The organism is Variovorax sp. Soil_C_26, from assembly GCF_057657075.1.
In genome coordinates this window covers 267,797-292,003 of the sequence record NZ_JBDGJC010000002.1, presented here as the reverse complement: position 1 = coordinate 292,003, position 24,207 = coordinate 267,797, and the positions used below count along the sequence as shown (strand labels likewise).

25 protein-coding genes and 1 tRNA gene are annotated in these 24,207 nt (G+C 67.9%); 11 read left to right on the top strand and 15 right to left on the bottom strand.

Features of this window, described 5'->3' with window-relative positions:
* From urtD to urtA, 4 genes are all read right to left on the bottom strand, one after another.
* A complete protein-coding gene (gene urtD / locus AC3A6G_RS06840) occupies positions 1-879 on the bottom strand; it encodes an urea ABC transporter ATP-binding protein UrtD (RefSeq protein WP_487859516.1) in 879 nt (292 codons plus the stop codon).
* Positions 876-2,090, bottom strand: a complete 1,215-nt coding sequence (gene urtC, locus AC3A6G_RS06835) for an urea ABC transporter permease subunit UrtC (protein WP_487873391.1) — start codon at positions 2,088-2,090, stop codon at positions 876-878. The genes urtD and urtC overlap by 4 nt, the downstream gene beginning before the upstream one ends.
* Complete coding sequence (urtB, locus tag AC3A6G_RS06830; protein WP_487873390.1) at positions 2,087-3,634, bottom strand: urea ABC transporter permease subunit UrtB; 1,548 nt, start codon at positions 3,632-3,634, stop codon at positions 2,087-2,089. Before urtB ends, urtC begins: the two co-directional genes overlap by 4 nt.
* Positions 3,635-3,823: 189 nt before the next feature.
* On the bottom strand, positions 3,824-5,092 hold the full coding sequence (gene urtA / locus AC3A6G_RS06825; RefSeq protein ID WP_487873389.1) for an urea ABC transporter substrate-binding protein: 1,269 nt from the start codon (positions 5,090-5,092) through the stop codon (positions 3,824-3,826).
* Between the two features lie 194 nt (positions 5,093-5,286).
* Between urtA and AC3A6G_RS06820 the strand changes: the two genes are divergently transcribed.
* Positions 5,287-5,622, top strand: coding sequence for a hypothetical protein (locus tag AC3A6G_RS06820; protein WP_487873388.1), 336 nt, complete (start codon positions 5,287-5,289; stop codon positions 5,620-5,622).
* Positions 5,615-6,139: a ribonuclease toxin HepT-like protein gene (locus tag AC3A6G_RS06815; RefSeq protein ID WP_487873387.1), complete on the top strand. Its 525-nt coding sequence runs from the start codon at positions 5,615-5,617 to the stop codon at positions 6,137-6,139. The genes AC3A6G_RS06820 and AC3A6G_RS06815 overlap by 8 nt, the downstream gene beginning before the upstream one ends.
* Here AC3A6G_RS06815 and AC3A6G_RS06810 read toward each other — a convergent pair.
* Both AC3A6G_RS06810 and ppk2 read right to left on the bottom strand, forming a co-directional pair.
* Positions 6,090-7,160: an extracellular catalytic domain type 1 short-chain-length polyhydroxyalkanoate depolymerase gene (locus tag AC3A6G_RS06810; RefSeq protein WP_487873386.1), complete on the bottom strand. Its 1,071-nt coding sequence runs from the start codon at positions 7,158-7,160 to the stop codon at positions 6,090-6,092. The two genes, AC3A6G_RS06815 and AC3A6G_RS06810, sit on opposite strands and share 50 nt — an antisense overlap.
* Positions 7,161-7,227: 67 nt before the next feature.
* Positions 7,228-8,139, bottom strand: a complete 912-nt coding sequence (ppk2, locus tag AC3A6G_RS06805) for a polyphosphate kinase 2 (RefSeq protein WP_487859509.1) — start codon at positions 8,137-8,139, stop codon at positions 7,228-7,230.
* A gap of 150 nt (positions 8,140-8,289) precedes the next feature.
* Between ppk2 and AC3A6G_RS06800 the strand changes: the two genes are divergently transcribed.
* From AC3A6G_RS06800 to AC3A6G_RS06770, 7 genes are all read left to right on the top strand, one after another.
* Positions 8,290-9,399, top strand: coding sequence for a transporter (locus AC3A6G_RS06800; RefSeq protein WP_487864234.1), 1,110 nt, complete (start codon positions 8,290-8,292; stop codon positions 9,397-9,399).
* Positions 9,400-9,496: 97 nt separating this feature from the next.
* Positions 9,497-10,354 carry a 3',5'-nucleoside bisphosphate phosphatase gene (locus AC3A6G_RS06795; protein WP_487859507.1) on the top strand — a complete coding sequence of 286 codons (858 nt, stop codon included), beginning with the start codon at positions 9,497-9,499 and terminating at the stop codon, positions 10,352-10,354.
* Positions 10,355-10,364: 10 nt separating this feature from the next.
* A complete protein-coding gene (locus AC3A6G_RS06790) occupies positions 10,365-11,342 on the top strand; it encodes a DMT family transporter (RefSeq protein WP_487859506.1) in 978 nt (325 codons plus the stop codon).
* Between the two features lie 16 nt (positions 11,343-11,358).
* Positions 11,359-11,994, top strand: coding sequence for an L-threonylcarbamoyladenylate synthase (locus tag AC3A6G_RS06785; protein ID WP_487859505.1), 636 nt, complete (start codon positions 11,359-11,361; stop codon positions 11,992-11,994).
* A 43-nt stretch (positions 11,995-12,037) separates the two neighbouring features.
* Positions 12,038-12,709: a site-2 protease family protein gene (locus AC3A6G_RS06780; protein WP_487859504.1), complete on the top strand. Its 672-nt coding sequence runs from the start codon at positions 12,038-12,040 to the stop codon at positions 12,707-12,709.
* An 18-nt stretch (positions 12,710-12,727) separates the two neighbouring features.
* On the top strand, positions 12,728-14,065 hold the full coding sequence (locus tag AC3A6G_RS06775) for a tryptophan--tRNA ligase (RefSeq protein WP_487873385.1): 1,338 nt from the start codon (positions 12,728-12,730) through the stop codon (positions 14,063-14,065).
* A gap of 77 nt (positions 14,066-14,142) precedes the next feature.
* Positions 14,143-14,748: a response regulator transcription factor gene (locus tag AC3A6G_RS06770; RefSeq protein ID WP_487859502.1), complete on the top strand. Its 606-nt coding sequence runs from the start codon at positions 14,143-14,145 to the stop codon at positions 14,746-14,748.
* A gap of 73 nt (positions 14,749-14,821) precedes the next feature.
* On the opposite strand, the gene shkS is transcribed toward AC3A6G_RS06770, so the two are convergent.
* From shkS to AC3A6G_RS06740, 6 genes are all read right to left on the bottom strand, one after another.
* Positions 14,822-16,240, bottom strand: a complete 1,419-nt coding sequence (gene shkS, locus AC3A6G_RS06765; RefSeq protein WP_487859501.1) for a surface-behavior sensor histidine kinase ShkS — start codon at positions 16,238-16,240, stop codon at positions 14,822-14,824.
* A 214-nt stretch (positions 16,241-16,454) separates the two neighbouring features.
* Positions 16,455-16,544, bottom strand: a tRNA-Ser gene (locus AC3A6G_RS06760).
* 62 nt (positions 16,545-16,606) lie between these two features.
* Positions 16,607-17,938, bottom strand: coding sequence for a serine--tRNA ligase (gene serS / locus AC3A6G_RS06755; RefSeq protein WP_487864236.1), 1,332 nt, complete (start codon positions 17,936-17,938; stop codon positions 16,607-16,609).
* A 9-nt stretch (positions 17,939-17,947) separates the two neighbouring features.
* On the bottom strand, positions 17,948-18,916 hold the full coding sequence (locus AC3A6G_RS06750) for a threonine/serine dehydratase (RefSeq protein ID WP_487873384.1): 969 nt from the start codon (positions 18,914-18,916) through the stop codon (positions 17,948-17,950).
* Positions 18,917-18,918: 2 nt separating this feature from the next.
* Positions 18,919-19,893: a 4-hydroxy-3-methylbut-2-enyl diphosphate reductase gene (ispH, locus tag AC3A6G_RS06745; protein ID WP_487859436.1), complete on the bottom strand. Its 975-nt coding sequence runs from the start codon at positions 19,891-19,893 to the stop codon at positions 18,919-18,921.
* A complete protein-coding gene (locus AC3A6G_RS06740; RefSeq protein ID WP_487859435.1) occupies positions 19,890-20,333 on the bottom strand; it encodes an FKBP-type peptidyl-prolyl cis-trans isomerase in 444 nt (147 codons plus the stop codon). The genes ispH and AC3A6G_RS06740 overlap by 4 nt, the downstream gene beginning before the upstream one ends.
* A gap of 120 nt (positions 20,334-20,453) precedes the next feature.
* Here AC3A6G_RS06740 and radC point away from each other — a divergent pair, with 120 nt between their 5' ends.
* Together radC and AC3A6G_RS06730 are read left to right on the top strand one after the other, a co-directional pair.
* Complete coding sequence (radC, locus tag AC3A6G_RS06735) at positions 20,454-21,131, top strand: RadC family protein (protein WP_487864238.1); 678 nt, start codon at positions 20,454-20,456, stop codon at positions 21,129-21,131.
* Positions 21,131-21,799 (top strand): Smr/MutS family protein, encoded by a 669-nt coding sequence (locus AC3A6G_RS06730; RefSeq protein WP_487859433.1) that lies wholly within the window; start codon positions 21,131-21,133, stop codon positions 21,797-21,799. Before radC ends, AC3A6G_RS06730 begins: the two co-directional genes overlap by 1 nt.
* 3 nt (positions 21,800-21,802) lie before the next feature.
* Here the strand turns inward: AC3A6G_RS06730 and AC3A6G_RS06725 are convergent, their stop codons facing one another.
* Genes AC3A6G_RS06725 through AC3A6G_RS06715 form a run of 3 tightly spaced genes read right to left on the bottom strand, consistent with a single transcriptional unit; the run spans position 21,803 to position 24,192 of the window.
* A complete protein-coding gene (locus AC3A6G_RS06725; protein ID WP_487859432.1) occupies positions 21,803-23,026 on the bottom strand; it encodes an NAD(P)/FAD-dependent oxidoreductase in 1,224 nt (407 codons plus the stop codon).
* Between the two features lie 37 nt (positions 23,027-23,063).
* Positions 23,064-23,483: a group II truncated hemoglobin gene (locus AC3A6G_RS06720; RefSeq protein WP_487859431.1), complete on the bottom strand. Its 420-nt coding sequence runs from the start codon at positions 23,481-23,483 to the stop codon at positions 23,064-23,066.
* A 22-nt stretch (positions 23,484-23,505) separates the two neighbouring features.
* The gene (locus AC3A6G_RS06715; protein WP_487873383.1) at positions 23,506-24,192 is read right to left on the bottom strand and encodes an HAD family hydrolase; all 687 of its coding nucleotides are present in this window, start codon (positions 24,190-24,192) and stop codon (positions 23,506-23,508) included.
* Positions 24,193-24,207 lie beyond the last annotated feature (15 nt).

Genomic DNA, 24,207 nt, shown 5'->3' with positions numbered 1-24,207 from the left:
TCAGCGGCCCAGATAGACCTCGATCACCCGCTCGTCGGCCTGCACCTCGTCGAGCGTGCCCTGCGCCAGCACCGCGCCGTCGCACAGCACGGTCACGATCTCGGAGATGGTGCGGATGAAGCTCATGTCGTGCTCCACCACCATCAGCGAGTGCTTGCCCTTGAGCGTGAGGAACAGCTCCGCGGTGCGCGCGGTTTCCTCGTCGGTCATGCCGGCCACGGGTTCGTCGAGCAGCAGCAGCTTCGGGTCCTGCATCAGCAGCATGCCGATCTCGAGCCACTGCTTCTGGCCGTGGCTCAGGTTGCCCGCGAGGCGCGACACGCTGTCGGCCAGGTGGATGGTCTGCAGCACCTCGGCGAGCCGGTCGCTCTGCGCCGAATCGAGCCTGAACAGCATCGACGCGCGCACGCCCTTGTCGGTCTTGAGCGCGAGTTCGAGGTTCTCGAACACGGTGAGATGCTCGAACACCGTCGGCTTCTGGAACTTGCGGCCGATGCCCAGTTGGGCGATGTCGGCCTCGCGGTGGCGCAGCAGGTCGATCGTGCTGCCGAAGAAGACCGTGCCCTCGTCGGGCCGCGTCTTGCCGGTGATGATGTCCATCATCGTCGTCTTGCCGGCGCCGTTCGGGCCGATGATGCAGCGCAGTTCGCCCGGCGCGATGTCGAGCGACAGCTTGTTGATCGCCTTGAAGCCGTCGAAGCTCACGCTCACGTCTTCGAGGTAGAGGATGCGGCCGTGCGTCACGTCGACCTCGCCGGGTGTGGCGATGCGGCCGAAGTCGGCGGCGCGGCCGCCCGATTCGGTCTGGCCGGTGGCCACGTGCAGGCCGGCTGCGCGCGCCGCGCGCTCGGCGCCGGCTTCCATCAGGTCGGGCGTCATGCGCGCGCTCCTTTCGCATCCACGGGCGGCGGCACCATCGCGTCGGGCTCGACGCCCTGCTCTGCCGCCACAGCGCGTCGTGCTTGCTGCACGGGCGAGTCCGCTGGCGCCTTCTCCCGCGACAGCCACCTCTTCACCAACCCGACGATGCCGTTCGGCAGGAACAGCGTCACGGCAATGAACAGCGCGCCGAGAAAGTAGAGCCAGTACTCGGGATACGCCACCGTGAGCCAGCTCTTGGCGCCATTGACGATGAAGGCGCCGATGATCGGGCCGATCAGCGTCGCGCGCCCGCCCACCGCGGCCCAGATCGCGATCTCGATGGAGTTGGCGGCGCTCATCTCGCCCGGGTTGATGATGCCGACCTGCGGCACGTACAGCGCGCCGGCCACGCCGCACATGACGGCCGAGATGACCCAGATCGTGAGCTTGTAGGGCAGCGGGTTGTAGCCCGAGAACATCACGCGCGTCTCCGCGTCGCGGATCGCCTGCAGCACGCGGCCGAACTTGCTGGCGATGAGCCATTTGGCGAACAGGAAGAAGCCCAGCAGCGTGAGGCCCGTGAGTGCGAACAAGGTCATGCGCATCTCCTGCGTGGCGATCGGGATGCCCAGGATGCGCTTGAAGTCGGTAAAACCGTTGTTGCCCCCGAAGCCGGTCTCGTTGCGAAAGAACAGCAGCATCGCCGCGAAAGTCATGGCCTGCGTGATGATCGAGAAGTACACGCCCTTGATGCGCGAGCGGAACGCGAAGAAGCCGAACACGAACGCGATCAGGCCGGGCACCGCGACGATGAGCAGCAGCGTCACCGGGAAGCTGCCGCTGAAGGTCCAGTGCCAGGGCAGCTCCTTCCAGTCGAGGAACACCATGAAGTCGGGAAGCTCGCTCTTGTAGTTGCCGTCGCGTCCGATCTGGCGCATGAGGTACATGCCCATCATGTAGCCGCCGAGCGCGAAAAACAGGCCATGGCCGAGCGACAGGATGCCGGTGTAGCCCCAGATCAGGTCCATCGCCAGCGCGGCAATCGCGTAGCACATGATCTTGCCCACCAGCGCCACGGCGTAGTCGCTCATGTGCAGCGGGCTTTCGGGCGGCACCCACATGTTGAGCACCGGCGCCACCGCGCACACCACGATCAGCGCGACGAAGAAGGCCGTCCAGCCCTTGCCGCTCAGCAGCGGCCCTTTGGTTGGCAACGTGACCTTGCTCATGCTTCTGCGCTCCGGCCCTTCATCGCGAAGATGCCCTGAGGTCTCTTTTGAATGAAGATGATGATGAAGACAAGCACTGCGATCTTCGCGAGCACCGCGCCGGCCCAGCCTTCGATGAACTTGTTGAGGATGCCCAGGCCCAGCGCCGCATACACGGTGCCCGCGAGCTGGCCGACGCCGCCCATCACGACCACCATGAAGCTGTCGACGATGTAGCTCTGGCCGAGGTCGGGGCCGACGTTGCCGATCTGGCTCAGCGCGCAGCCCGCGAGGCCCGCGATGCCCGAGCCGAGCGCGAAGGCATAGGTGTCGATACGCGCCGTGTTCACGCCCATGCACGAGGCGATCGGCCGATTCTGCGTGACGCCGCGCACGAACAGGCCCAGGCGCGTGCGGCCGATCAGCCAGCCCATGGCCAGCAGCACCAGCACCGCGAAGACGATGATGCCGATGCGGTTCCATGGCAGCGTCACGTTGCTCAGCATGGTGAAGCCGCCGCTCATCCAGACGGGGTTCTCGACGCCGACGTTCTGCGCGCCGAAGATCGACCGCACGAGCTGCTGCAGCATCAGGCTGATGCCCCAGGTGGCCAGCAGCGTCTCGAGCGGGCGGCCGTAGAGGAAGCGGATCACGCCGCGCTCGAGCACGGCGCCGACCAGCGCCGACGCCAGGAACGACACCGGAATGGCCGCGACCAGATACCAGCCGAACGCGGCCTCGGGCAGGTAGCGCTGAAAGATGCCCTGCATCACGTAGGTGGCGTAGGCGCCGATCATCATCAGCTCGCCGTGCGCCATGTTGATGACGCCCATCAGGCCGTAGGTGATGGCCAGGCCCAGCGCGGCGAGCAGCAGCACCGAGCCCAGGCTGATGCCGCTGAACACCGCGTTGATGCGGTCGCCCCAGACCAGCGCGCCGTCGATGCGTGCGATCGACGCAGTGATCGCCGCCTTCACGTCCGCATCGGTTTCATCGGCCAGGCGCTGGTTGAGCAGCAGCTTGGTATCGGGGCTGCTGTTCGCGCCCAGGTCCTTGGCCGCGGCGAGGCGCCGGGCCTTGTCGGCACTGCCGAGCATGCTGGCGGCGCGCACGAGCTCCAGCTGCGCCTTGATCTTCGGATTGGCTTCTGCGGCCAGCGCCTTCTCGATCATCGGAACGCGCGATTCCTCGGGCTCCTTGAAGAGCGCCGCTGCGGCTTCGGCGCGCACCGCGTCGTCCTTGCTCGTGAGCCGGAGCGCGGCCTGCGCGGCATCGAGTGCGCCGCGCATGAGGTTGTTGTTGACCACGTCCTCGGCCGTGTCGGGCACCGGCAGCTCGGCACCGGTGACGGGGTCGTGGCCCTTGTCGTCCTTCATCACGAAGACCTTGTCTTCGGTGTACTTGACCGCGTCTTCCGACATGGCCTGGAGAAAGGCAACCGTCTTGTCATCGGCCGTGAGCACGGCCTGGTTGAGCGCGGCGATGCGGGATTCGGAATCGCCCGAGGCGATGGCGCGGGCTTCGTCGGCGGTCAGCGCGTGGACGGCCGACGCTGCGAAGAGCATGGCGGCGAAGGCGCAGTGAAGGGATCGTCGAAGCATCATGGATTCGTGTTGCCCCCTCTCCCCTTGGGGAGAGGGTTGGGGTGAGGGCCAGCGGCCGTGCAGCGAGCGCGGCGACCAGTGGACCGCCGTTGCCCTCACCCCAACCCTCTCCCAGAGGGAGAGGGAGCAAGGCGAGGGACTTGCGACGAGTTACATCGACTTGCCGGCGGGCTGATCGGGCTTCTTGTCGTTGCCTTCGATGTACGGGCTCCACGGCTTGGCCTTCACCGGGCCCGGCGTCTTCCACACCACGCTGAACTGGCCGTCGGCCTTGATCTCGCCGATGAACACGCTCTTGTGCAGGTGATGGTTCTTCTCGTCCATCTTCGAGACGATGCCCGACGGCGCCGTGAAGGTCTGGCCGGCCATGGCGGCGATCACCTTGTCGGTGTCGGTCGACTTGGCCTTCTCGACCGCCTGCTTCCACATGTGGATGCCGATCCAGGTGGCTTCCATCGGGTCGTTGGTGAGCGGCTTGTCCTTGTGGCCCGCGATGTTCTTGGCCTTGGCGTAGTCGCCCCACTGCTTGATGAAGGCGGTGTTGGTCGGGTTCTTGATCGACATGAAGTAGTTCCATGCGGCCAGGTGGCCGACCAGCGGCTTGGTGTCCACGCCGCGCAGTTCCTCTTCACCGACCGAGAAGGCGACGACCGGCACGTCCTTGGCCTTGAGCCCCGCGTTGCCCAGTTCCTTGTAGAACGGCACGTTGGAGTCGCCGTTGATGGTCGACACCACCGCCGTCTTGCCGCCGGCCGAGAACTTCTTGATGTCGGTGACGATGGTCTGGTAGTCGCTGTGGCCGAACGGGGTGTACTTCTCGTCGATGTCGGAGTCCTTCACGCCCTTGCTCTTGAGGTAGGCGCGCAGGATCTTGTTGGTGGTTCGCGGGTACACGTAGTCGGTGCCCAGCAGCACCCAGCGCTTGGCACCGCCGCCGTCCTTGCTCATGAGGTAGTCAACGGCCGGGATCGCCTGCTGGTTGGGCGCGGCGCCGGTGTAGAACACGTTCTTCGACAGCTCTTCGCCCTCGTACTGCACAGGGTAGAACAGCAGGCCGTTCATTTCCTCGACCACCGGCAGCACCGACTTGCGCGAGACCGAGGTCCAGCAGCCGAAGATCACCGAGACCTTGTCCTGGCCGAGCAGCTGCTTGGTCTTTTCGGCGAACAGGGGCCAGTTGGAGGCCGGGTCGACCACTACGGGCTCGAGCTGCTTGCCGAGCACGCCGCCCTTCTTGTTGATGTCGTCGATGGCCATCAGCACCGTGTCCTTCAACACGGTTTCCGAAATGGCCATGGTGCCCGACAGCGAGTGCAGCACGCCGACCTTGATGGTGTCGGCGGCAAAGGCCGGCACAGCGGCAATGCTGGCCAGGGCGACGGCGGCGGTGAGCGCCTTGAGGGTGAAACGACGTTGCATGTGGACTCCTGCTCGGGGGTGGTGTGGACCTGTTGCCGGCGCATGGCCGGCATGGGAGCGAGTCTGCGGAATGGGCCGCCCGGGTGAAATACGCCGGGTGGCGTACACGCGGGGCTGCTGGACCACCTGACATCGCAGGCTCAGCCATCCCGGCGTTTTTGGGATTGAGGGGTTTGGCTCTACGATCAACACCTATGCCCGGCCTGTACAGACCACTGAAGGATCTTCGAAAGGAGCGCAGCGACGCGGTCCGGGCCCGCCTTCGGCCGCAAGTCGAGGGTGCGCTTCGCGCATTGCGATCGCAAGGCCTGGTCGTCACGCCGATTGGTTCGTTCGCAAAACCCGACGCCTACTTCGATCCGAACTCCGATATCGATCTGCTCGTGGAAGATGCCGCCGGCCACAGCGATCTCGAAATTTGGCGCACGGCAAGAGATTGGATCAAGGAGGTCGAGGTCGACGTGGTGATGGCAGACGCAGTGGATGCCGAGATGCTTGAATTCATGAAGGTTGGAGTCACGAATGAGTGAGCAAGCGATTGCGGCGATCGTCAAAAGAGCATTGGGGCGCCTCGTGGCGGAACTCAATGCGATGGAAGAGGACCACCGAATATTCGAGAAGACCCGCTTGGAAGCGTCTGCCTTCTATTCGGAGCGTGGCCACGCACTGGCAATGGCCTCGCACCTTCAGGGCATGTACTCGCAGGCAGAGAATCTGCTGAAACAAGTGACGGAGCAGCTTGGCGATGAGCTTCGCAAGACAGAGGCTTGGCACAAGCAATTGCTCGAGATTGCCGCCGTGGAGGTTCCGGGCGTACGGAGCGCCATCCTGAGCGAGGAAGCCTATTCCGGTCTCGAATCGATGCTGAGGATGCGCCATGTCATCAGATCGAACTACGCAGGAGACCTCAAGCCAGCCCGCATCCTGGAATTCTTACCCGAAGCAAGGACAGCGATCCAGCACACGATCAACGATCTCGACCTCTTCGCGACCTCACTCATCCAAGGCCCTGGCGACGCACCGGGCGCGTCTCCGCCCCGGCCTTGAACTGCGCACAGGCAAACGCCCACGCCATGCGCGTCGCATCGGGCCCCTCGGGGTCGCTGAACAGCAGCTTCGATGCACCGCCGCTCCACGAGTGCCCGAGCCCCGCGATCTCGCACAGCCTGACGAGCGTGCGGCCCTTGCGCGTGAAATCGGTCAGGCGCATCGTGCGGCGCTTGCCGCGCTGCACCACGCGCGCGAGCCCGGGTTTGGCGCCGAGGGCCGTGGCCCAGACGGACGCGCTGTCGACCGCATTGCTGGGCGCCACCACCGTGTCGGCGTCGCCATGCAGCACGAGCATCGGCGGCAGGGTCGCGAACACCGCCGCGGCGCCCAGCGCCTTGCCGACGGCAGTGGCCGGCATCGGCGGCACGTTCTTGCCGCGCATGGCGCCGAGCGCCGTGGCCGACGAGGTGGCGGCGCCGGGCGCCACGCCCGAGTGCATGACGACAGCGCGGAACCGCAGCGGATAGCGCGTGGCCAGCAGCGCGGCCATGCTGGCGCCGGCCGAGAGCCCGACCAGGGCGACGCGCGCACGGTCGACGGGATAGAGCATGCAGGCCTGGTCGACCGCGGCCATCAGCGTGGCGGCTTCGGCGTCGGCCTTGCCGGAGCGGCGCTCGTACCAGTTCCAGCAGCCTTGCGGATGCGCCAGCCGGTCTTGCTCGGGATAGAGCACGAGGAAGCGGTGCCGCAGCGCCAGTGCGTTCATCCGCGTGCTGGCCGCGAAGTCGCGCCCGCTCTGCCCGCAGCCGTGCAGCATCACCACTAGCGGCAGCTTCTCGCCGGGCTGCAGGTTCAGCCCGACGGGCCGGAAAAGGTGATAGGCGCGGGCGCCACCAGGCCCAAGCGCCATGCCGCCGATCCAGTCGCCCTTGCCAGGCGGTGGCTTGCGCCGCTCAGCCGCCGCGCGCTGGATCGGGCCCGCCACGCGCCGGCCGCTGCCGAGCGCGAGCTTCGTGAGTGCCTTGAGATTGCGCTCGTAGGCGCGGGCAAAGAGGGAGGGGGCGGTGCGGCGGGCCATGACGCAGTGTGAGGGCAAAGCGCCGGTCGCCCAACCGGAGGCCGGGCCGCCCCGAGGCGGTGGGGCCTCAGTAGATCTCGGGCACGATCATGCTGGCCGGCACCGGCTGCCGAAGGTAGTCGGCGTGGCGTTCGCGTGCGGGCAGTTCCACCGGCGGATGCGGCACTTCCTGGTAGGGCAGCTGGCCCAGCAGGTGGCTGATGCAGTTGAGCCGCGCCTTCTTCTTGTCGACCGCCTGCACCACCCACCACGGCGCCTCGGGAATGTGGGTGCGCTCGAGCATGATCTCCTTCGCCTTGGTGTATTCCTCCCAGCGGCGGCGGCTCTCGAGGTCCATGGGGCTCAGCTTCCACTGCTTGAGCGGATCGTGGATGCGGCCGAGAAAGCGCATGTGCTGCTCGTCGTCCGTGATGGAGAACCAGTACTTGATGAGCTTGATGCCCGAGCGCACGAGCATCTTCTCGAACTCGGGCACGGTGCGGAAGAATTCCTCGTACTCGTCGTCGGTGCAGAAGCCCATCACGCGCTCGACGCCGGCGCGGTTGTACCAGCTGCGGTCGAACAGCACCATTTCGCCGGCCGCCGGCAGGTGGGCGGCATAGCGCTGGAAGTACCACTGGGTGCGTTCGCGGTCGTTGGGTGCCGGCAGCGCGGCCACGCGCGCCACACGGGGATTCAGGCGCTGGGTGATGCGCTTGATGACACCGCCCTTGCCTGCGGCATCGCGGCCCTCGAACAGGATCACCACCTTCTGCCGGCTGTGCTGCACCCAGTCCTGCAGCTTGACGAGCTCGCCCTGCAGCCGGAACAGTTCCTTGAAGTAGGCCTGGCGCGCAGCCTTGTCGGTGGCACCGGCGACGGCGCCGTGCTCGTCGATGTGGCGGTCCTCTATCTCCAGCTCGAGCTCTTCGTCGTAGCTGTCGATCAGCTCGCGGGCGATGCGTTGCATCAGGTCTTCGTGGTCTGGAAGTGCGCTCATGGCATCGTGGAAGGAGTGGAGGAAATGACAGGCAGGCCCCGAAGGCATGCCGCATGCTGCCCGCCGCGCATGACGTTTGCGTGACGGCCGACACGATGTTGTCATATTCGGCGAAGACGATCCAGGGACGCCCATCAACGCACAAGCACCTTGCCGGCACTCCACGACCTGGCCGCCCATTCGTACGGCGGCGACGAAGCCGGGCTGATCTGCGGCTATCTGTTCGACGCCGGGGCGCCGGAATCAGCACGGCCGATCGATTCGGCGCAGGCAGCCCTCTGGCTCGAGCAGGTTTCGCAGGGCGGCCCGAGCGCAGCGCCGGGCCGCCCCAAGCAAGCGAGCACCCCCTCGGGGGGCAGCGAGGACACGAAGTGCCGAGCGTGGGGGCACAATTTTGTTTGGCTGCACTTCAACTTGAGCCATGCCCAGGCCGAGCGCTGGCTGCTGCGCCATGCGGGGCTTTCCGACGCCTTCTACGAAGCGCTGCACGAGGGCCTGCCCTCCACCCGCATCGAACGCGCCGACGATTCGCTGATCGCGGTCATCAACGACGTGCACTTCGAGTTCAGCTTCGAGCCCTCGGACATTTCCACGCTCTGGATCAGCGTGGGCCCGCGCCTCGTGGTCACGGCGCGCGCCAAGCCGCTGCGCTCGGTCGACGCGCTGCGCACCGCGGTCAAGGCTGGTGACGCGCCGCGCTCGAGCACCGAACTGCTCGAGCACCTGTTGCGCGCGCAAGCCGACGTGCTGGTGAAGATCGTGCGCGGCGTGACCACGCGCATCGACCGCATCGAGGACGAGCTGCTCGCAGGCCGGCTCGACCACAAGCGTGCGCGGCTCGGCGTGCTGCGGCGGCTGCTGGTGCGGCTGCAGCGGCTGCTCGCGCCCGAGCCGGCGGCGCTGTTCCGGCTGCTGCAGGGACCGCCGGCCTGGATGGCCGAAGCCGATGCCCAGGCGCTGCGCGCCTCGACCGAGGAGTTCTCGGTGGTGCTGCGCGACATGCAGACGCTGCAGGAGCGCATCAAGCTGCTGCAGGAAGAGATCGCCGCCAACGTGAACGAGGACAACAACCGCAGCCTCTTCGTGCTGACCGTGGTGACGGTGCTCGCGCTGCCGATCAACATCCTTGCCGGCCTGTTCGGCATGAACGTCGGCGGCATTCCATTGGCCGAGCACCGGCACGGGTTCTGGATCGTGGTGGCGATCGTTGCGAGCTTCACCGCGGCGGCCGCCTGGGCGGCCTTCCGCAAGAAGCGCTGAGCCCCGCCTCGCGCGGCAGTAATGCTATTTATTTAATAGCAATCAGGACAGCATCCATGCGCCCGCGTCGGTATTCCTTAGCCTCTAGAATGCCGGTGTGTCCTCCATTCTCAACGCCGATCTGCACTGCCATTCCGTGGTTTCGGACGGCACGCTGACGCCCGAAGAGCTGGCCGCGCGCGCCGCTGCCAACGGCGTCGAGTTGTGGGCGCTCACCGACCACGACGAGGTCGGCGGCCAGCACCGCGCGGCTGCGGCGGCACGCGCCAACGGCATGCGCTACCTCACGGGCACCGAGATCTCGGTGACCTTCGCCAACGAGACGGTGCACATCGTGGGCCTGGGTTTCGACCCCGACGACGCCGCGATGACGCAGGGCCTCTACGACACGCGCGGCGGCCGCGGCAAGCGCGCGATGGAGATGGCCGAGGGCCTGGCGCGCGTGGGCATCCATGGCGCCTACGAAGGCGCGCTCAAGTTCGTCGGCAATCCCGAGCTGATCTCGCGCACGCACTTCGCGCGCTTCCTGGTCGAGCAGGGCCACTGCCGCGACACGCCCGAGGTGTTTCGCAAGTTCCTGACCGAAGGCAAGCCCGGCTACGTGCCGCACCGCTGGGCCTCGCTGAAGGATGCGGTGCACTGGATCACCGCGGCCAAGGGCCTGGCCGTGATTGCGCACCCGGGGCGCTACAAGTTCACGGCGAACGAGGAATACGCGCTGTTCCTCGAGTTCAAGGCGCATGGCGGGCGGGCGATCGAGGTCGTCACCGGCAGCCATACGACGGCCGAATACGTCGAGTACGCCGACAAGGCGCTCGAGTTCGATTTCGCCGCCTCGCGCGGCAGCGATTTCCACAGCCCCGACGAAAGCCACTGCGACCTCGGCAAGCTGCCACCGTTGCCCGGTGCGCTCACGCCGGTGTGGGAACTGCTCGGCGACCGCATCCAGCAGTGAGCGCCGCGCAGTGAGCCAGAGCCCCGGGCCCGGCACCGACGGCGCGGCGAACGCGGCGCTGGACGACGCCCGTGCCGCCGCGCGCGAGACGCGCGACCTCGAGTCGGAGCGCATCCTCGCGGGCATCGGCATGGTCATCGTGGCGGTGGCCTGCTTCGCCACGCTCGACACCGCCACCAAGACCTCGACCGCGGCCGTGCCGATCCTCATGGGCGTGTGGTTCCGCTATGCCTTCCAGGCCGTCGCCACCACGGCGGTGCTGCTGCCGCTGCACGGCACGGCGCTGCTGCGCACGCGGCATCCGCGCTACCAGCTGCTGCGCGGCGCGCTGCTGCTGGTGTCGAGCACGCTGGCCTTCCTGAGCCTGCGCTACATGCCGCTGGCCGAGTTCACCTCGATCGTGCTGATCGCGCCGCTCGTGATCACGCTGCTGGCGGCGACCACGCTCAAGGAGCGCGTCTCGGTGCTGCGCTGGACGCTGGTGGCCGGCGGCTTCATCGGCACGCTGGTCATCCTGCGCCCGGGCGGCGGCGCTTTCAGCTGGGCCGTGCTGCTGCCGATCGGGCTGGTACTGACCAACGCCTGGTTCCAGGTGCTCACGAGCAAGCTGGCGCAGACCGAGAACCCGCTCACGATGCATTTCTATACCGGCTGGGTCGGCGCGCTGATCGCCTCGCTGGCGCTGCCCTTCGTCTGGACCGCCCTGCCGTCGTGGCACTGGTGGGCGCTGCTGTGCCTCATGGGCTTCATGGGCACCGTGGGGCATTTCATCCTCATCCTCGCGTACCAGCGCGCGCCCGCCTCCACGCTCACGCCCTACCTCTATGCGCAGATCGCCTTCGCTATGCTGGGCGGCTGGCTCGTCTTCTCGCACGTGCCCGACCGCTTCTCGCTGATCGGCATGGCGATGATCGCCATCTGCGGCGCAGCGGGCGCCTGGCTTACCGTGCGCGAACGCCGCGTGCCCATCGAACCGGCGGAATCCTGATCAGGAGGTTTACCCCATGGCCCAATATTTCGAAGTCCACCCCGACAACCCGCAACAGCGCCTGCTCAAGCAGGCCGCCACACTGCTCCAGCGCGGCGAGATCGTGGCCGTGCCCACCGATTCGAGCTATGCGCTGGCCTGCCACCTCGACGACAAGGACGCGGTCGATGCGCTGCGCCGCATCCGCCAGGTCGACGAGAAGCACCATCTCACGCTGATCTGCCGCGACCTGAGCGAGCTGGCCAACTACGCGCGCGTGGACAACAAGCAGTACCGGCTGCTGAAGGCGGCCACACCGGGGCCCTACACCTTCCTGCTCGAAGCCACCAAGGAAGTGCCGCGGCGCGTGAGCCATCCGCAGCGCAAGACCATCGGGCTGCGCGTGCCCGACCACAAAGTGCTTGGCGAGCTGCTCGCGCTGCACGGCGCACCGCTGCTGGCGACCACGCTGATCCCGGCCGGCGAGACCGAGGCGATGAACGATGCCCAGGCCATCCGCGAGCGCTTCGAGAAGCAGATCGCCGCCGTCATCGACGCGGGCGCCTGCCCTTCGCAGCCGACCACCGTGGTCGACCTCACGCCCATGGGCGCGGGCGACGAGCCGGTCGTCGTGCGGCAGGGCCGCGGCGCGCTGGCGGTGCTTGGCCTCTGACGAGCGGCACCGAAGCCCGCACGCCGTCTGACACAATCGCCCAGTGGATATCTCCAACCTGATTCAGACCGTTCTCATCTACGCACTGCCCGTGGTCTTCGCGATCACGGTGCACGAGGCGGCACACGGCTATGTAGCGCGCCATTTCGGCGACAACACCGCCGAAGTGATGGGCCGAGTGACACTCAATCCGATCAAGCACATCGATCCCATCGGGACCATCCTGATGCCGTTGATGCTCTATTTCGCGACCTCGGGCGCCTTCCTGTTTGGCTATGCCAAGCCGGTGCCCGTGAACTTCGGGCGGCTGCGCCATCCGAAGCGCGACATGATCTGGGTCGCGCTCGCCGGCCCCGCATCGAACTTCGTGCAGGCCATCCTCTGGGCACTGCTCTTGGTGGTGATGCTGGCCGCGGGCGTCAATGAAACCTTTTTCATCAAGATGGCGCAGGGCGGCGTGCTGGTCAACCTCGTGATGTGGGCCTTCAATCTGTTCCCGCTGCCTCCGCTCGACGGCGGCCGCGTGCTCGCGGGCCTGCTGCCCAACGGGCCGGCACAGAACTTTCTCGCGCGCATCGAGCCCTTCGGCTTCTTCATCGTGATGGGCCTGGTGCTCGCGGGCATCGTCAGCACCTTCTGGCTGCTTCCGCTGATGGATGTCGGCTACGCCGTGCTGAACCTGCTGATTTCGCCGCTCACGGCTTTGCTGCGCTAGTTACGTTCTTTTTTCTCCATGGCCACGTCTTCCTCCGCTCGTCCCCTGCGCGTGCTCACCGGCATCACGCCCTCGGGCACGCCGCATCTCGGCAACTACGTCGGCTCGATCCGCCATTCGGTGCGCCAGAGCGTGGCGCCGGGCGTGGAGAGCTTCTTCTTCCTGGCCGACTACCACGCGCTCATCAAGGTGCAGGAGCCCGCGCTGATCCAGCGCTCCACGCTCGAGATCGCCGCGAGCTGGCTGGCCTGCGGGCTCGACCCCGAGCGCGTCACCTTCTATCGCCAGTCCGACATCGTCGAGATCACCGAGCTGACCTGGTTTCTCACCTGCGTGACCGGCAAGGGCGTGCTCAACCGCGCCCATGCCTACAAGGCGCAGCTCGACAAGAACGTCGCGAAGGGCGAAGACCCCGATGCCGACGTCACGGCCGGCCTCTTCATGTACCCGGTGCTCATGGGCGCCGACATCCTGATGTTCAGCGCCCACAAGGTGCCCGTGGGGCGCGACCAGGTGCAGCACATCGAGATGGCGCGCGACATGGCGCAGCGCTTCAACCACCAGTACGGCGAGCACTTCACGCTGCCCGAGGCCGAGATCGACGATGCGGTCGCCACCCTGCCGGGCCTCGACGGCCGCAAGATGAGCAAGAGCTACGGCAACACCATCCCGATGTTCGCGCCGCGCGCCCAGCTGCAAAAGCAGATCGCGAGCATCGTGACCGACTCGCGCGCACCCGGCGAGCCCAAGGACACCGAAGGCTCGGCGCTGTTCCAGATCTACCAGGCGTTTGCAAGCGCCGACGAGACCGAGGCCCTGCGCCAGGCCTACGCCGAAGGCATCGCCTGGGGCGATGCCAAGCAGATGCTGTTCGAGCGCATCGACCGCGAAGTGGCGCCGCTGCGCGCGCGCTACGAGGCGCTGATGAACGACCCGGCCGAGATCGAGCGCGTGCTGCTCGCCGGCGCCGAGAAGGCGCGCCAGCTTTCGCGGCCGTTCATGGCCGAGCTGCGCCATGCCGTCGGGCTGCGCAATCTCGCGGCGGGCCGCGACAAAGGCGGTGCCCGCAAGGCGGCCAAGGTCGCGAAGCCGAGCTTCAAGCAATACCGCGAGCGCGACGGCCTGTTCTATTTCAAGCTGCTCGACGCGCAGGGCGTCGCCCTGCTCCAGAGCCGCGGCTTCGCGTCGCCGCAAGACGCCGGCCGCGCCATTGCCGCCCTGCAGCAGCAGCGCGCAGAGGCCCTGGCCGCGCTGGCCGAGCAGCTCGAGCCGGCCGACGCCGACGCATTGCGCGCAGCGACCGAGGCGCTGGACGCACTGGCAGAGGCCACGGCCGCTGGCAGCAGCGAAAGTTGAAAGAGATCACTCCATCGGTTCACCCGCCGAGGAGCGACCGCTAGAGAAGACGACGGGCGATCATTAAGGAAGAAAACATGAGCATTTATGTCATCGACGACCACCCCCTGATGCGCGACGCGATCGTGATGGTGTTGCGGCGCCTTCGGCCCGCCGAGAACATCGTCGAGCTCGACCGGCTCGACAAGCTCGCGGGCTCGGTCCAGCAGCGCGGTGCGCCGACCCTCTTCTGCCTCGACCTGAAGCTGCCGGACACCAACGGCGTCTCGGGCGTGGTCGCGGTCAAGCAGGTCTATCCGAACGTGCCGATCGCCGTGTATTCGGCGGCCCCGGCCGCGGACATGGAAGACGCCTGCATCGAAGCCGGCGCCGACACCTACATCGAGAAGTCGGCCAGCTCGGCCGAGCTGGCGGCCGCCCTGCGCGGCCTGCTGATGGCCGGCTCCGAAGAGGCCGACGAGCCCGCGCTCGCCAACAACAGCAAACTCTCCAAGCGCCAGACGCAACTGATCGCGATGCTCGACAAGGGCATGAGCAACCGCGACATCGCCACCGATCTCGAGATCAGCGAGCACACGGTCAAGGTGCACCTCTGGCGCCTGTTCCGGCGCCTGGGCGTCAAGAGCCGCACGCAGGCGCTGCACTACGCGCGCACCAACGGCCTGCTGTCCTCTTCCAACTGAAAGGGCCAGGCAGGCCTAAAAAGAACCGCGCACACACGGCGCGGTTTTTTTCTGCCTTGTCGCGCTTCTTCTCTCAGCCGCCGCCCGAGGCGCTGACGCGCGCCTGGGCCACGGCCTCGTCGGCATCGTGGAGCGCGACGCGAAACACGCTGCCGCTGCCGAGCCGGGAGCGCACGCTGACCGGATGGCCCAGCACATGCGAGAGCCGGGCGACGATCGCCAGGCCAAGGCCGAAGCCGTCCGACGTGCCGGCGTGGTCGGCCACCTTGTAGAACTCCAGGAACACGTCGCGCAGGTGCTCGGGCGCAATCCCGATGCCGGTGTCCCACACCTCCACGCGCAGGCCGTCGCGCGTCTGTCGCGAGGCCAGCAGCACGCCGCCGTGGGTGGTGTACTTGATCGCGTTCGCGAGCAGGTTGCCGATCATCCGGCGCACGCGGATCGGATCGGTCAGGAAGCTGCCTTCGGTCACGTGCACGCGGAAGTCGAGCCCGCGGCTCTCGGCCACCGGGCGGTATTGCAGTTCGAGGTCGTGCAGCAGCTCGGCCACGTCCACCCGCTCGATGTGCAGCCGCACCTGGCCCGAGTCGATGCGCGCCAGGTCGAACATCGAGTCGAACAGCGCATTGACCGCGTGCGTCGCACGAACGATCTTCGGCGCGAGTTCGAGCACCAGCTCGGGCTCGTTGCGCAGCCAGTCGGCATACAGCGACAGGGCTAGCACCGGTTGGCGCATGTCGTGCGCGGCGCTCGCGAGAAAGCGGTTCTTCATCGCCACCGCCGACACCGCGGCCTGCCGCTGCTGCGTGAGCGACTTGATCAGGATGTGGTTGTGGAACAGCAGCTCGAGGCTGTTGCGTGCGGTCTCGTGGATGTGGCGGCCGGCGCGCAGCAGCAGAAACCAGTGCAGCATCGGCAGGATCGGCATCAGGTAGCCGTACTGGAAATGCGGATTCTCCAGCGTGATGCCGACCAGCCGGACCAGCACCGCGCCGAGCATGGTGATGAACAGCGTGTTCACATAGCGCTTGAGCAGCGGCGGATGCAGCGCGAGGCCGTTGAGCGGAAAGGTGCCGACGCCCGCCACGATGAGCCAGCTCATGAACTGGTTGACCTGCGGGATGCGCTCGAAGAACAGCAGGATCGACAGGCCCCAGACGACCGCACTTGCGCTCCAGACGAAGCCATAGCGCTCGGTGAACTGGAGCTGCGCCGCAGCGCTGCGGCCCGCGTAGCGCACGGCATAGACCCTCGCGCCCCAGGCACGGCAGGCCGTGGCCACGATGCCCGCGGCAAGCCAGGTCAGCAGTTCCCAGCGCGGTACGTAGAGCCAGCTCAGACCGACCATCGCCGGCATCAGCGCCGCCGAAACCAGGTAGGAGCCGCGCGCCGAGCGCATCAAACTGCGGATCAACTCGCCGCGTACCCACGACTCGGCTTCGTCCGCCGACCCCGGGACCGGAGTCAGGCTCGTGATCGACGCATTGGCCATGTGGCGCTGAGCCTCCTCGTTGTTGGAAATCTGGGGTCGCCCACGGCCGCCGCTGAGGCGCAGGGAGGAGGCGATCTTAACGGCGGCCGGAAGGCCGCTCGAGGGGTGTCGGCGCGATAGTTCGCCCGCACCGGCGCACCAGGTCGAGCAACGTGAACTTTCGGCTGAAGCGAAATGCTGCGGCCAAAAAAATAGCCCCTTGCGGGGCCATTTCTGGAGGAGAGGGAGGGATTCGAACCCTCGGTACTATCGCTAGTACGCCTGATTTCGAGTCAGGTACATTCGACCACTCTGCCACCTCTCCGGTGTTTTGTCGAGCCAGCGATTCTAGCAGAGAAATCGCGGGCTTTTTCAAGCCCTGGCCGTTCAGGCCCGCAGCACCTCGCCCCCGCCCAGGTACGGCCGCAGCGCCGCGGGCACGCGGACCGAGCCGTCCTCGTTCTGGTGGTTCTCGAGCACCGCGACCAGCGTCCGCCCGACCGCGAGGCCCGAGCCGTTGAGCGTGTGGACGAGTTCGTTCTTGCCCTGCGCATTCTTGAAGCGGGCCTGCAGGCGCCGCGCCTGGAAGGCCTCGCAGTTCGAGATCGAGCTGATCTCGCGGTAGGTGTCCTGCGCGGGCAGCCAGACCTCGAGGTCATAGGTCTTGGTGGCGCCGAAGCCCATGTCGCCGGTGCACAGCAGCACCACGCGGTACGGCAGCTCGAGCGCCTGCAGCACGGCCTCGGCATGGCCCGTCATCTGCTCGAGCGCCTCGTAGCTCTTCTCGGGATGGACGATCTGCACCATCTCGACCTTGTCGAATTGGTGCTGGCGGATCATGCCTCGGGTGTCGCGCCCCGCGCTGCCGGCCTCGGAGCGGAAGCACGGCGTATGGGCGGTGAGCCTGATCGGCAGTTGCGACTCGGCCACGACCTCGTCGCGCACGAAGTTGGTCAGCGGCACTTCGCTGGTGGGAATGAGATAGAGCGCCGAATGGTCGGGCGCGGGCTCGCCCTCCTGGCCGCCCTTCTTGGCGGCGAACAGGTCGCCCTCGAACTTGGGCAGCTGGCCGGTGCCGCTGAGCGTGGCGGCGTTGACGATGTAGGGCACGTAGCACTCGGTGTAGCCGTGCTTCTCGGTTTGCGTGTCGAGCATGAACTGCGCGAGCGCGCGGTGCAGCCGGGCGATCGGGCCCTTCATGACCGTGAAGCGCGAGCCGGCGAGCTTGGCGCCGGTTTCGAAGTCGAGCCCGAGCGGCGCGCCCAGGTCGACGTGGTCCTTGGGCGCGAACGGCAGCGGCGTGGCCGATGCACCGGCGCCGCCTTGCGGGCTCCAGCGGCGCTGCTCGACGTTGCCGCTCTCGTCCTCGCCCACCGGCACGCTGGCATGCGGCAGGTTCGGCACCGCCAGCAACAGCGCCTGCAGTTCGGGCTGGATCTCGTCGAGCCGCTTCGACTGCGATTCCTGCTCGGCCTTGAGCGCGTTGACCTCGGTCATCAGCGCATCGACCGATTCGCCCTTGGCCTTCAGCGGGCCGATCTGCTTGTTCAGCGCGTTGCGCCGGGCCTGGATTTCCTCGGTGCGGGTCTGCAGGGTCTTGCGCTCGGCCTCGAGCGCGGTGAAAGCCGCCACGTCGAGGTAGGGCTGGTTCTTCTTGCGTTTTTCGAGACCGGCGACGGCGGAGGCCAGGTCTTTGCGGAGCAGGGTGATGTCGAGCATCGGGCGATTTTAGGTGGCGAGCGACGCGGGATCGACGTTCGCGCCGCAGACGATCAGGCAGACCTTCTCGCCTTCGCGCGGCAGGTACGCGCCGGTCTGCAGCGCCGCGAGCGGCAGTGCGGCGGCGGGTTCCACCGCGAGCTTCATTTCCTTCCAGAGCCACCGCTGTGCGGCACGGATGGCATCGTCGGAAACGAGCAGCGCGTCCTGTACGAATTGCTGGGTGATGTCCCAGGAAATGGCGCCGATGCGGCGCGCGCCGAGCGAATCGGCGGCAATGCCGCCCACGTCGACATCGACCGGCTCGCCAGCTTGCCGCGCGCGGTACAGCGTGGGCGCCTTTTCGGGCTCGAGTGCCACCACGCGGGCGCGCTTCTCGAACCAGCCGGCGAGGCCGCCGATCAGGCCGCCGCCGCCCACGCTCACGAGCACGGCATCGGGCAGGCCGCCCTGGGCCTCGATCTCGTGGCCGAGGGTGCCGGCGCCGGCCACGACCTCGGGCTGGTCGTAGGCGTGGGTCAGCAGCGCTCCGGTCTCCTGCTGCCGCGCGAGGCAGGCCGCCAGCGCGTCGGGATAGAGTTCGCCGACCACGACCACTTCGGCGCCGAGCGCCCTCAGGCGGGCACGCTTGGCTTCGGGCGAGACGCCCGGCAAGAACACCTGGCAGCGCACGCCGAGCGCTTTGGCTGCCGCGGCGGTGGCGATGCCGGCATTGCCGCCCGAGGCCACGACCACGCCGCTGTCGGGAATGTCGTTGGCCAGCAGCCGGTTCATCATGCCGCGCGCCTTGAAGCTGCCGCTCACCTGCAGGTGCTCGAGCTTGAGCCAGACCTCGGCACCGGGGGCTTCAATGCCCAGCGCCGAGGCCGGCAGCTTCCACAGCGGGGTTTCGCGCAGGAAGCCGGCGGGGCCGGCGCGCAGCCGGTTGACGGCGGCTTCGGTTTCGAGGCGCCAGTTGGTTGTCGTTGTTGCTTGCATGTTCAGGAGATGTGCCCCGGCGGCGGGATGTCGTCGAGCTTGAGTCCCTTGGGGAGCGGGAACTTGATGGTTTCCTCGATGCCGTCCATCTTGCGCACCGACACCGCGCCGAACGCGCGCACGCGATCGATCACGTCGCGCACCAGCACCTCGGGTGCCGAGGCGCCGGCCGTGAGGCCGATGCGCGTCTTGCCCTCGAACCATTCGGGCTTCAGCTCGTCGGCCGAGTCGACCATGTAGCTCTCAGTGCCGAGCCGCTGGGCGAGTTCGCGCAGGCGGTTGCTGTTCGAGCTGGTGGGGCTGCCGACCACGATCACGAGCTCGACCTGCGGGCTCATGATCTTGACCGCGTCCTGGCGGTTCTGCGTGGCGTAGCAGATGTCCTGCTGCTTGGGCTCGCGCACGTTCGGAAAGCGCGCGCGCACGGCCGCCGCGATCTCGGCCGCGTCGTCCACGCTGAGCGTGGTCTGCGTCACCACCGCGAGCTTTTCGGCCTGGCCGGGCGACACGCGCGCCACGTCGGCCACGTCCTCGACCAGGTGGATGCCGCTCGAGAGCTGGCCCATCGTGCCCTCGACCTCGGGATGCCCCTTGTGGCCGATCATGATGAACTCGTAACCCTCCTTCGCGAGCTTGGCCACTTCGACGTGCACCTTGGTCACGAGGGGGCACGTGGCATCGAAGATCTCGAAGCCGCGGTCGCGCGCCTCCTGCTGCACCGCCTTGCTTACGCCGTGGGCGCTGAACACCAGCGTGGCGCCCGGCGGCACTTCGGCCAGGTCTTCGATGAAGATCGCGCCCTTGGCCTTGAGCTCGTTGACGACGTAGGTGTTGTGCACGATCTCGTGGCGCACGTAGATCGGCGCGCCGAACTTGGCGATCGCGCGCTCGACGATCTCGATCGCGCGGTCGACGCCGGCACAGAAGCCGCGCGGCTCGGCGAGGAGGACTTCCGAGATGGCTGGCACTGCGCTCATAGCACCCCGATCAGCTTCACTTCGAAGGTCACGGGCTGGCCGGCCAGCGGATGGTTGAAATCGAAGCGCACCGCAGTGTCGTTCGATTCGACCACCGCGCCCGCGTAGCTGCCGACGCCGTCGGGCGTGGGGAACTGCACCACGTCGCCGACCGCGTACTGCTCATCGGGGTCGCCCATCTGCGCGAGCAGCTTTCTCGCCACCCACTGCTGCATCTCGGGGTTGCGCTCGCCGAAGGCTTCGCCGGCCGGCAGCTCGAAGGTGGCGTGCGTGCCCTCCTCGAGGCCGATCAGCCGCTGCTCGACGGCCGGCGAGAGCTCGCCGGTGCCGAGCGAGAGCGTGGCGGGCTTGTCGGCGAAGGTGTTGATGATGTCGCCTGCCGGACCCGAGAGGCGGTAGTGCAGGGTCAGGAAAGAGGCGGAAGTCACGACATGGGACATGGGTGCGGCGGAGGTGGGCAAAGACAAGGTGGGTGTCCCGATAAACTGGACCGCATTTTAAGGAGCCGGGGCTTCCACCCGCTCTTCGAAGGTTTCCCAAGGTTTCACCCGATTTTCCCGATGGCATTCAAGGACCTCCCCGCCCACGCCCGCCCGCGCGAGAAGCTCATCGCGCGCGGTGCTGCGGCGCTGGCCGATGCCGAGCTGCTGGCGCTGCTGCTGCGCACCGGCGTCGCGGGAAAGAACGTGCTGCAGCTCGCCCAGGAACTGCTCGAACGCTTCGGCGGCCTCTCGGGGCTGCTCCAGACCGGCGCCGCAGACCTCAAGGTCGTGAAGGGCATGGGCGGCGACAGCAAGCGCGCCGAGCTGATCGCGGTGCTCGAACTCGCGCGCCGCGCCATGGCCGAGCGCCTCAAGGAGCGCACCGTGTTCGATTCACCCGACAGCGTGAAGCAGTACCTGCAGATGCACATCGGATCGCGGCCCTACGAGGTGTTCGCCGTGCTGTTCCTCGACGCGCAGCACCGGCTGATCGTGCTCGAGGAGCTGTTCCGCGGCACGCTGACCCAGACCAGCGTCTATCCGCGCGAAGTGGTGGTGCGCGCGCTGCACCACCAGGCGGCCGCCGTGGTGCTGTCGCACAACCACCCGAGCGGCAGCATCGAGCCATCGCGGGCCGACGAGGCGCTCACCCAGACGCTGCGCGCCGCACTCGCGCTGGTCGACGTGCGCGTGCTCGACCATGTGATCGTCAGCACCGGCCAGGGCTTCTCGATGGCCGAGGCGGGGGTGCTCTGATGGCGTCGCGCAAGCCGCCGGGCCAGGCGCCGATCAAGGACCTCTCCGACCTCAAGCAGGTTCAGCGCGCGCTGGCGGAAACCCGCGAGCGCGAGGCCGCCGAGGCGGCTGCGCAGGCCGCGGCGGAGCGCCGGCGCGCGGCCGAGAAAGACCTGTTCACGCGCGCCATCGGCGCGACCGAGCCGCTCAAGCGCAAGGCCGCGGTGCCGCTCATGCCCGAGCCGCCCGCGCCGATCCCCGTGCAGCACCAGCTCGACGAGCAGCGCGTGCTGCGCGAATCGCTGTCCGACGAGTTCGACGTGACGACCTTGCTCGACGTCGACGACGCGATGAGCTTTCGCCGCCCCGGCATCGGCACCGACGTGACGGCGCGACTGCGCAAGGGCGACTGGAGCATCCAGGCGCAGATCGACCTGCACGGCCTGCGCAGCGACGAAGCGCGCGAGGCGCTCGGCGGCTTCATCCGCAGTTCGTACAAGAAGGGGCTGCGCTGCGTGCGCGTGGTGCACGGCAAGGGGCTCGGCTCGCCGGGCCGGCAGCCGGTGCTCAAGACCAAGACGCAGCGCTGGCTGATCCAGAAGAACGAGGTGCTGGCCTTCGTGCAGGCCAAGCCGGCCGAAGGCGGCGCCGGCGCGCTGGTGGTGCTGCTGGCCCCCGCGCGCCGCTGAGCCTCAGGCCAGGTGGTTCTTGAGCGGCACGGCCGCGTCGGCCACCGCGTCGGGCGCCGGGCTGCGGCCGGCCTCGAGCAGCTTGCGGCTCATCATGTGGTCGACCGGGGCGTTGACCGATTCGACGCACACCAGCTGGCCGTCGACGTAATGGAACAGCGAGAACGCCTCGGGCTTGGGCCCCGCGCGGCGCACGCTCGCGAGCCCCGGCGTGCCTTCGGCGGGCATCAGGCCGGCCATCTGCAGGCGCAGCGCGCCCTGGTCGGACCAGAACCACGCCACCGCGTCGTGCGGGCGCGGCGCGCCGGTGAGCGTGGTCACCGCCGTGCGCGCCTGGTCGTTGGCGTTCTGCACCGATTCGAGCCGCAGCGCGCGGCCCGCGCGGCGGTCGGGAAAGCGCGTGCAGTCGCCCACCGCGAGCACGCCGGGCGCGCTGGTCTGCATGTGGCCGTCGACCACGATGCCGTCGGCGCATTCGATGCCGGCCGCCTGCGCCAGTGCGGTCTCGGGCACCGCGCCGATGCCCAGCAGCAGCAGGTCCACCGGTTGCCGTTCGCCGTTGACCTGGACCGACAGCAGCCGGTCGCCTTCGACCTCGAACGCCCCGGTGCGCGCGCCGAGCACGATCTCGATGCCGGCCGCGCGGTGCGTCGCGAGCACGTGGGCCGAGAGCTCGGGAGACACCGCGCGGCCGAGCAGCCGCGGCGCGCTTTCGATCACCCGCACCTGCTTGCCGAGCGCGCGGGCCGTCGCGGCCACCTCGAGCCCGATGAAGCCGCCGCCGAGGACGGTGACCCGCTCGGCATCGGCCAGGCACGCGCGCAGGCGATGCGCCTCGTCGGCCGCGCGCAGGCTGACCACGTTCTCGAGGCCCGGCTGCAGGTCGGGCATCTGGCGCGCGCGCGTGCCGGTCGCCAGCACCAGGTGTTCCCAGGGCAGCACCGCGCCCGAGCGCAGCCCGACGGTGCGCGCCTCGCGGTCGATGGCCACGGCCGCGTCGCCCAGGTGCAGCGTGATGCCGGCGTCGCGGTACCAGTCGAGCGCCTTGTGCGGCTGGGTGGTTTCCTCGTGGCTCTTGAGAAAGGCCTTGGACAGCGGCGGGCGGTGGTAGGGCTCGCAAGCCTCTTCGCAGACCAGGTGCACGCGTGCGCCCTGCCCCGCTTCGGCGAGTCCGGCGCAGAGCTGGGCCGCGGCATGGCCGCCGCCGATGATGACGATGGAATTCATTGGACGAAGGTCTTTCTTCGGAAGTGGTTGTCTCGTTTCAGCCGCCGCGGTTGCGCATCCAGTCGGCGGTCTGGAAGAAGGAGTCGCGCAGCCTGGCGCGCAGGCCCTCGGGCACGCCGGTCTCGCCCATCGCCTGGTCCATGCAGGCGAGCCACTGGTCGCGCTCCTTGATGCCGATGGTGTGGCCGCCGATGCTTTGCGGCAGGTGCCGCGCGCGCAGCATCGGATGGCCGAAGCGGTCGGTGTAGTGCTGCGGCCCGCCGAGCCATCCGCAGAGGAACCAGAACAGGCGCTGGCGGGCGTTGTCGAGGTGGGTGCCATGCACCGCGCGCAATTCGACGTATGCGGGTTCGAGCTCCATGAGGTCGTAGAAGCGGTCGACCAGCGCCTGCACCTTGGGTTCGCCGCCGATCCACTCGAACGGGGTGTCGAAGGGGGGCTTTTCGTGAATCTGCATGGCGGGGAGTATCCCTCCTCGCCTATTCCGGCATCCGGGCCATGGGATGCGGAAACCAACGCGGCAGGTGCGCCATCGCGCCATGCAGCGAGTCGAGCACATGCAGGGCCTGGTCGAGAATGGCCGCCGGCGGATGCTTGAGGTCGGGCACGATCACGACGCGCAGGCCCGCGGCCAAGGCGGCCCGAGCGCCGTTCTCGCTGTCCTCGAAGGCCACGCACTGCCCCGGTTCGACGCCCAGGCGTGCGGCCGCGAGCAGGTAGAGCGCGGGATCGGGCTTGGCGCGCGCCACCTCGTCACCGCCGGCGAAAGCGTCGAAATGGTCGAGCACGCCGAGACTGCCGAGGCAGGCCTGGATCTGCGCGCTGGTCGACGACGACGCCACGGCGCAGCGCGTGCCCTGCTCGCGCAGCGCGCCCAGGAATTCGGCCGCGCCGGGCTTGATGGGAAAAAGCGGAACGCCGTCCGCGCGCTCCAGCTGCAGGCACTTGCGGACATGGTCGATGGCGTGCAGGTAGGCCTCGTCGCCGCCGAGCAGCGTGCGCAGGATCAGCTGCGACTCTGCCGTGGCCAGTCCCACGCACTGGAGGTAGTGACTCTGCGAAAGCTCGATGTCGAGCGTGCGGGCGGCCTCGATCCAGGCGGCCATGATGGGGCGCTCCGAATCGATCAGCAGCCCATCCATGTCGAAGATGGCGGCGGCGAACATGGCCGCATCTTAGGG

What these genes read in the sequence shown, in the direction of transcription:
- urtD (WP_487859516.1), bottom strand. Translation starts at nt 879, where the DNA reads ATGACGCCCGACCTGATGGAAGCCGGCGCCGAGCGCGCGGCGCGCGCA.
- urtC (WP_487873391.1), bottom strand. Translation starts at nt 2,090, where the DNA reads ATGAGCAAGGTCACGTTGCCAACCAAAGGGCCGCTGCTGAGCGGCAAG.
- urtB (WP_487873390.1), bottom strand. Translation starts at nt 3,634, where the DNA reads ATGCTCTTCGCAGCGTCGGCCGTCCACGCGCTGACCGCCGACGAAGCC.
- urtA (WP_487873389.1), bottom strand. Translation starts at nt 5,092, where the DNA reads ATGCAACGTCGTTTCACCCTCAAGGCGCTCACCGCCGCCGTCGCCCTG.
- AC3A6G_RS06820 (WP_487873388.1), top strand. Translation starts at nt 5,287, where the DNA reads ATGCCCGGCCTGTACAGACCACTGAAGGATCTTCGAAAGGAGCGCAGC.
- AC3A6G_RS06815 (WP_487873387.1), top strand. Translation starts at nt 5,615, where the DNA reads ATGAGTGAGCAAGCGATTGCGGCGATCGTCAAAAGAGCATTGGGGCGC.
- AC3A6G_RS06810 (WP_487873386.1), bottom strand. Translation starts at nt 7,160, where the DNA reads ATGGCCCGCCGCACCGCCCCCTCCCTCTTTGCCCGCGCCTACGAGCGC.
- ppk2 (WP_487859509.1), bottom strand. Translation starts at nt 8,139, where the DNA reads ATGAGCGCACTTCCAGACCACGAAGACCTGATGCAACGCATCGCCCGC.
- AC3A6G_RS06785 (WP_487859505.1), top strand. Translation starts at nt 11,359, where the DNA reads ATGGCCCAATATTTCGAAGTCCACCCCGACAACCCGCAACAGCGCCTG.
- AC3A6G_RS06775 (WP_487873385.1), top strand. Translation starts at nt 12,728, where the DNA reads ATGGCCACGTCTTCCTCCGCTCGTCCCCTGCGCGTGCTCACCGGCATC.
- AC3A6G_RS06770 (WP_487859502.1), top strand. Translation starts at nt 14,143, where the DNA reads ATGAGCATTTATGTCATCGACGACCACCCCCTGATGCGCGACGCGATC.
- shkS (WP_487859501.1), bottom strand. Translation starts at nt 16,240, where the DNA reads ATGGCCAATGCGTCGATCACGAGCCTGACTCCGGTCCCGGGGTCGGCG.
- serS (WP_487864236.1), bottom strand. Translation starts at nt 17,938, where the DNA reads ATGCTCGACATCACCCTGCTCCGCAAAGACCTGGCCTCCGCCGTCGCC.
- AC3A6G_RS06750 (WP_487873384.1), bottom strand. Translation starts at nt 18,916, where the DNA reads ATGCAAGCAACAACGACAACCAACTGGCGCCTCGAAACCGAAGCCGCC.
- ispH (WP_487859436.1), bottom strand. Translation starts at nt 19,893, where the DNA reads ATGAGCGCAGTGCCAGCCATCTCGGAAGTCCTCCTCGCCGAGCCGCGC.
- AC3A6G_RS06740 (WP_487859435.1), bottom strand. Translation starts at nt 20,333, where the DNA reads ATGTCCCATGTCGTGACTTCCGCCTCTTTCCTGACCCTGCACTACCGC.
- radC (WP_487864238.1), top strand. Translation starts at nt 20,454, where the DNA reads ATGGCATTCAAGGACCTCCCCGCCCACGCCCGCCCGCGCGAGAAGCTC.
- AC3A6G_RS06730 (WP_487859433.1), top strand. Translation starts at nt 21,131, where the DNA reads ATGGCGTCGCGCAAGCCGCCGGGCCAGGCGCCGATCAAGGACCTCTCC.
- AC3A6G_RS06725 (WP_487859432.1), bottom strand. Translation starts at nt 23,026, where the DNA reads ATGAATTCCATCGTCATCATCGGCGGCGGCCATGCCGCGGCCCAGCTC.
- AC3A6G_RS06720 (WP_487859431.1), bottom strand. Translation starts at nt 23,483, where the DNA reads ATGCAGATTCACGAAAAGCCCCCCTTCGACACCCCGTTCGAGTGGATC.
- AC3A6G_RS06715 (WP_487873383.1), bottom strand. Translation starts at nt 24,192, where the DNA reads ATGTTCGCCGCCGCCATCTTCGACATGGATGGGCTGCTGATCGATTCG.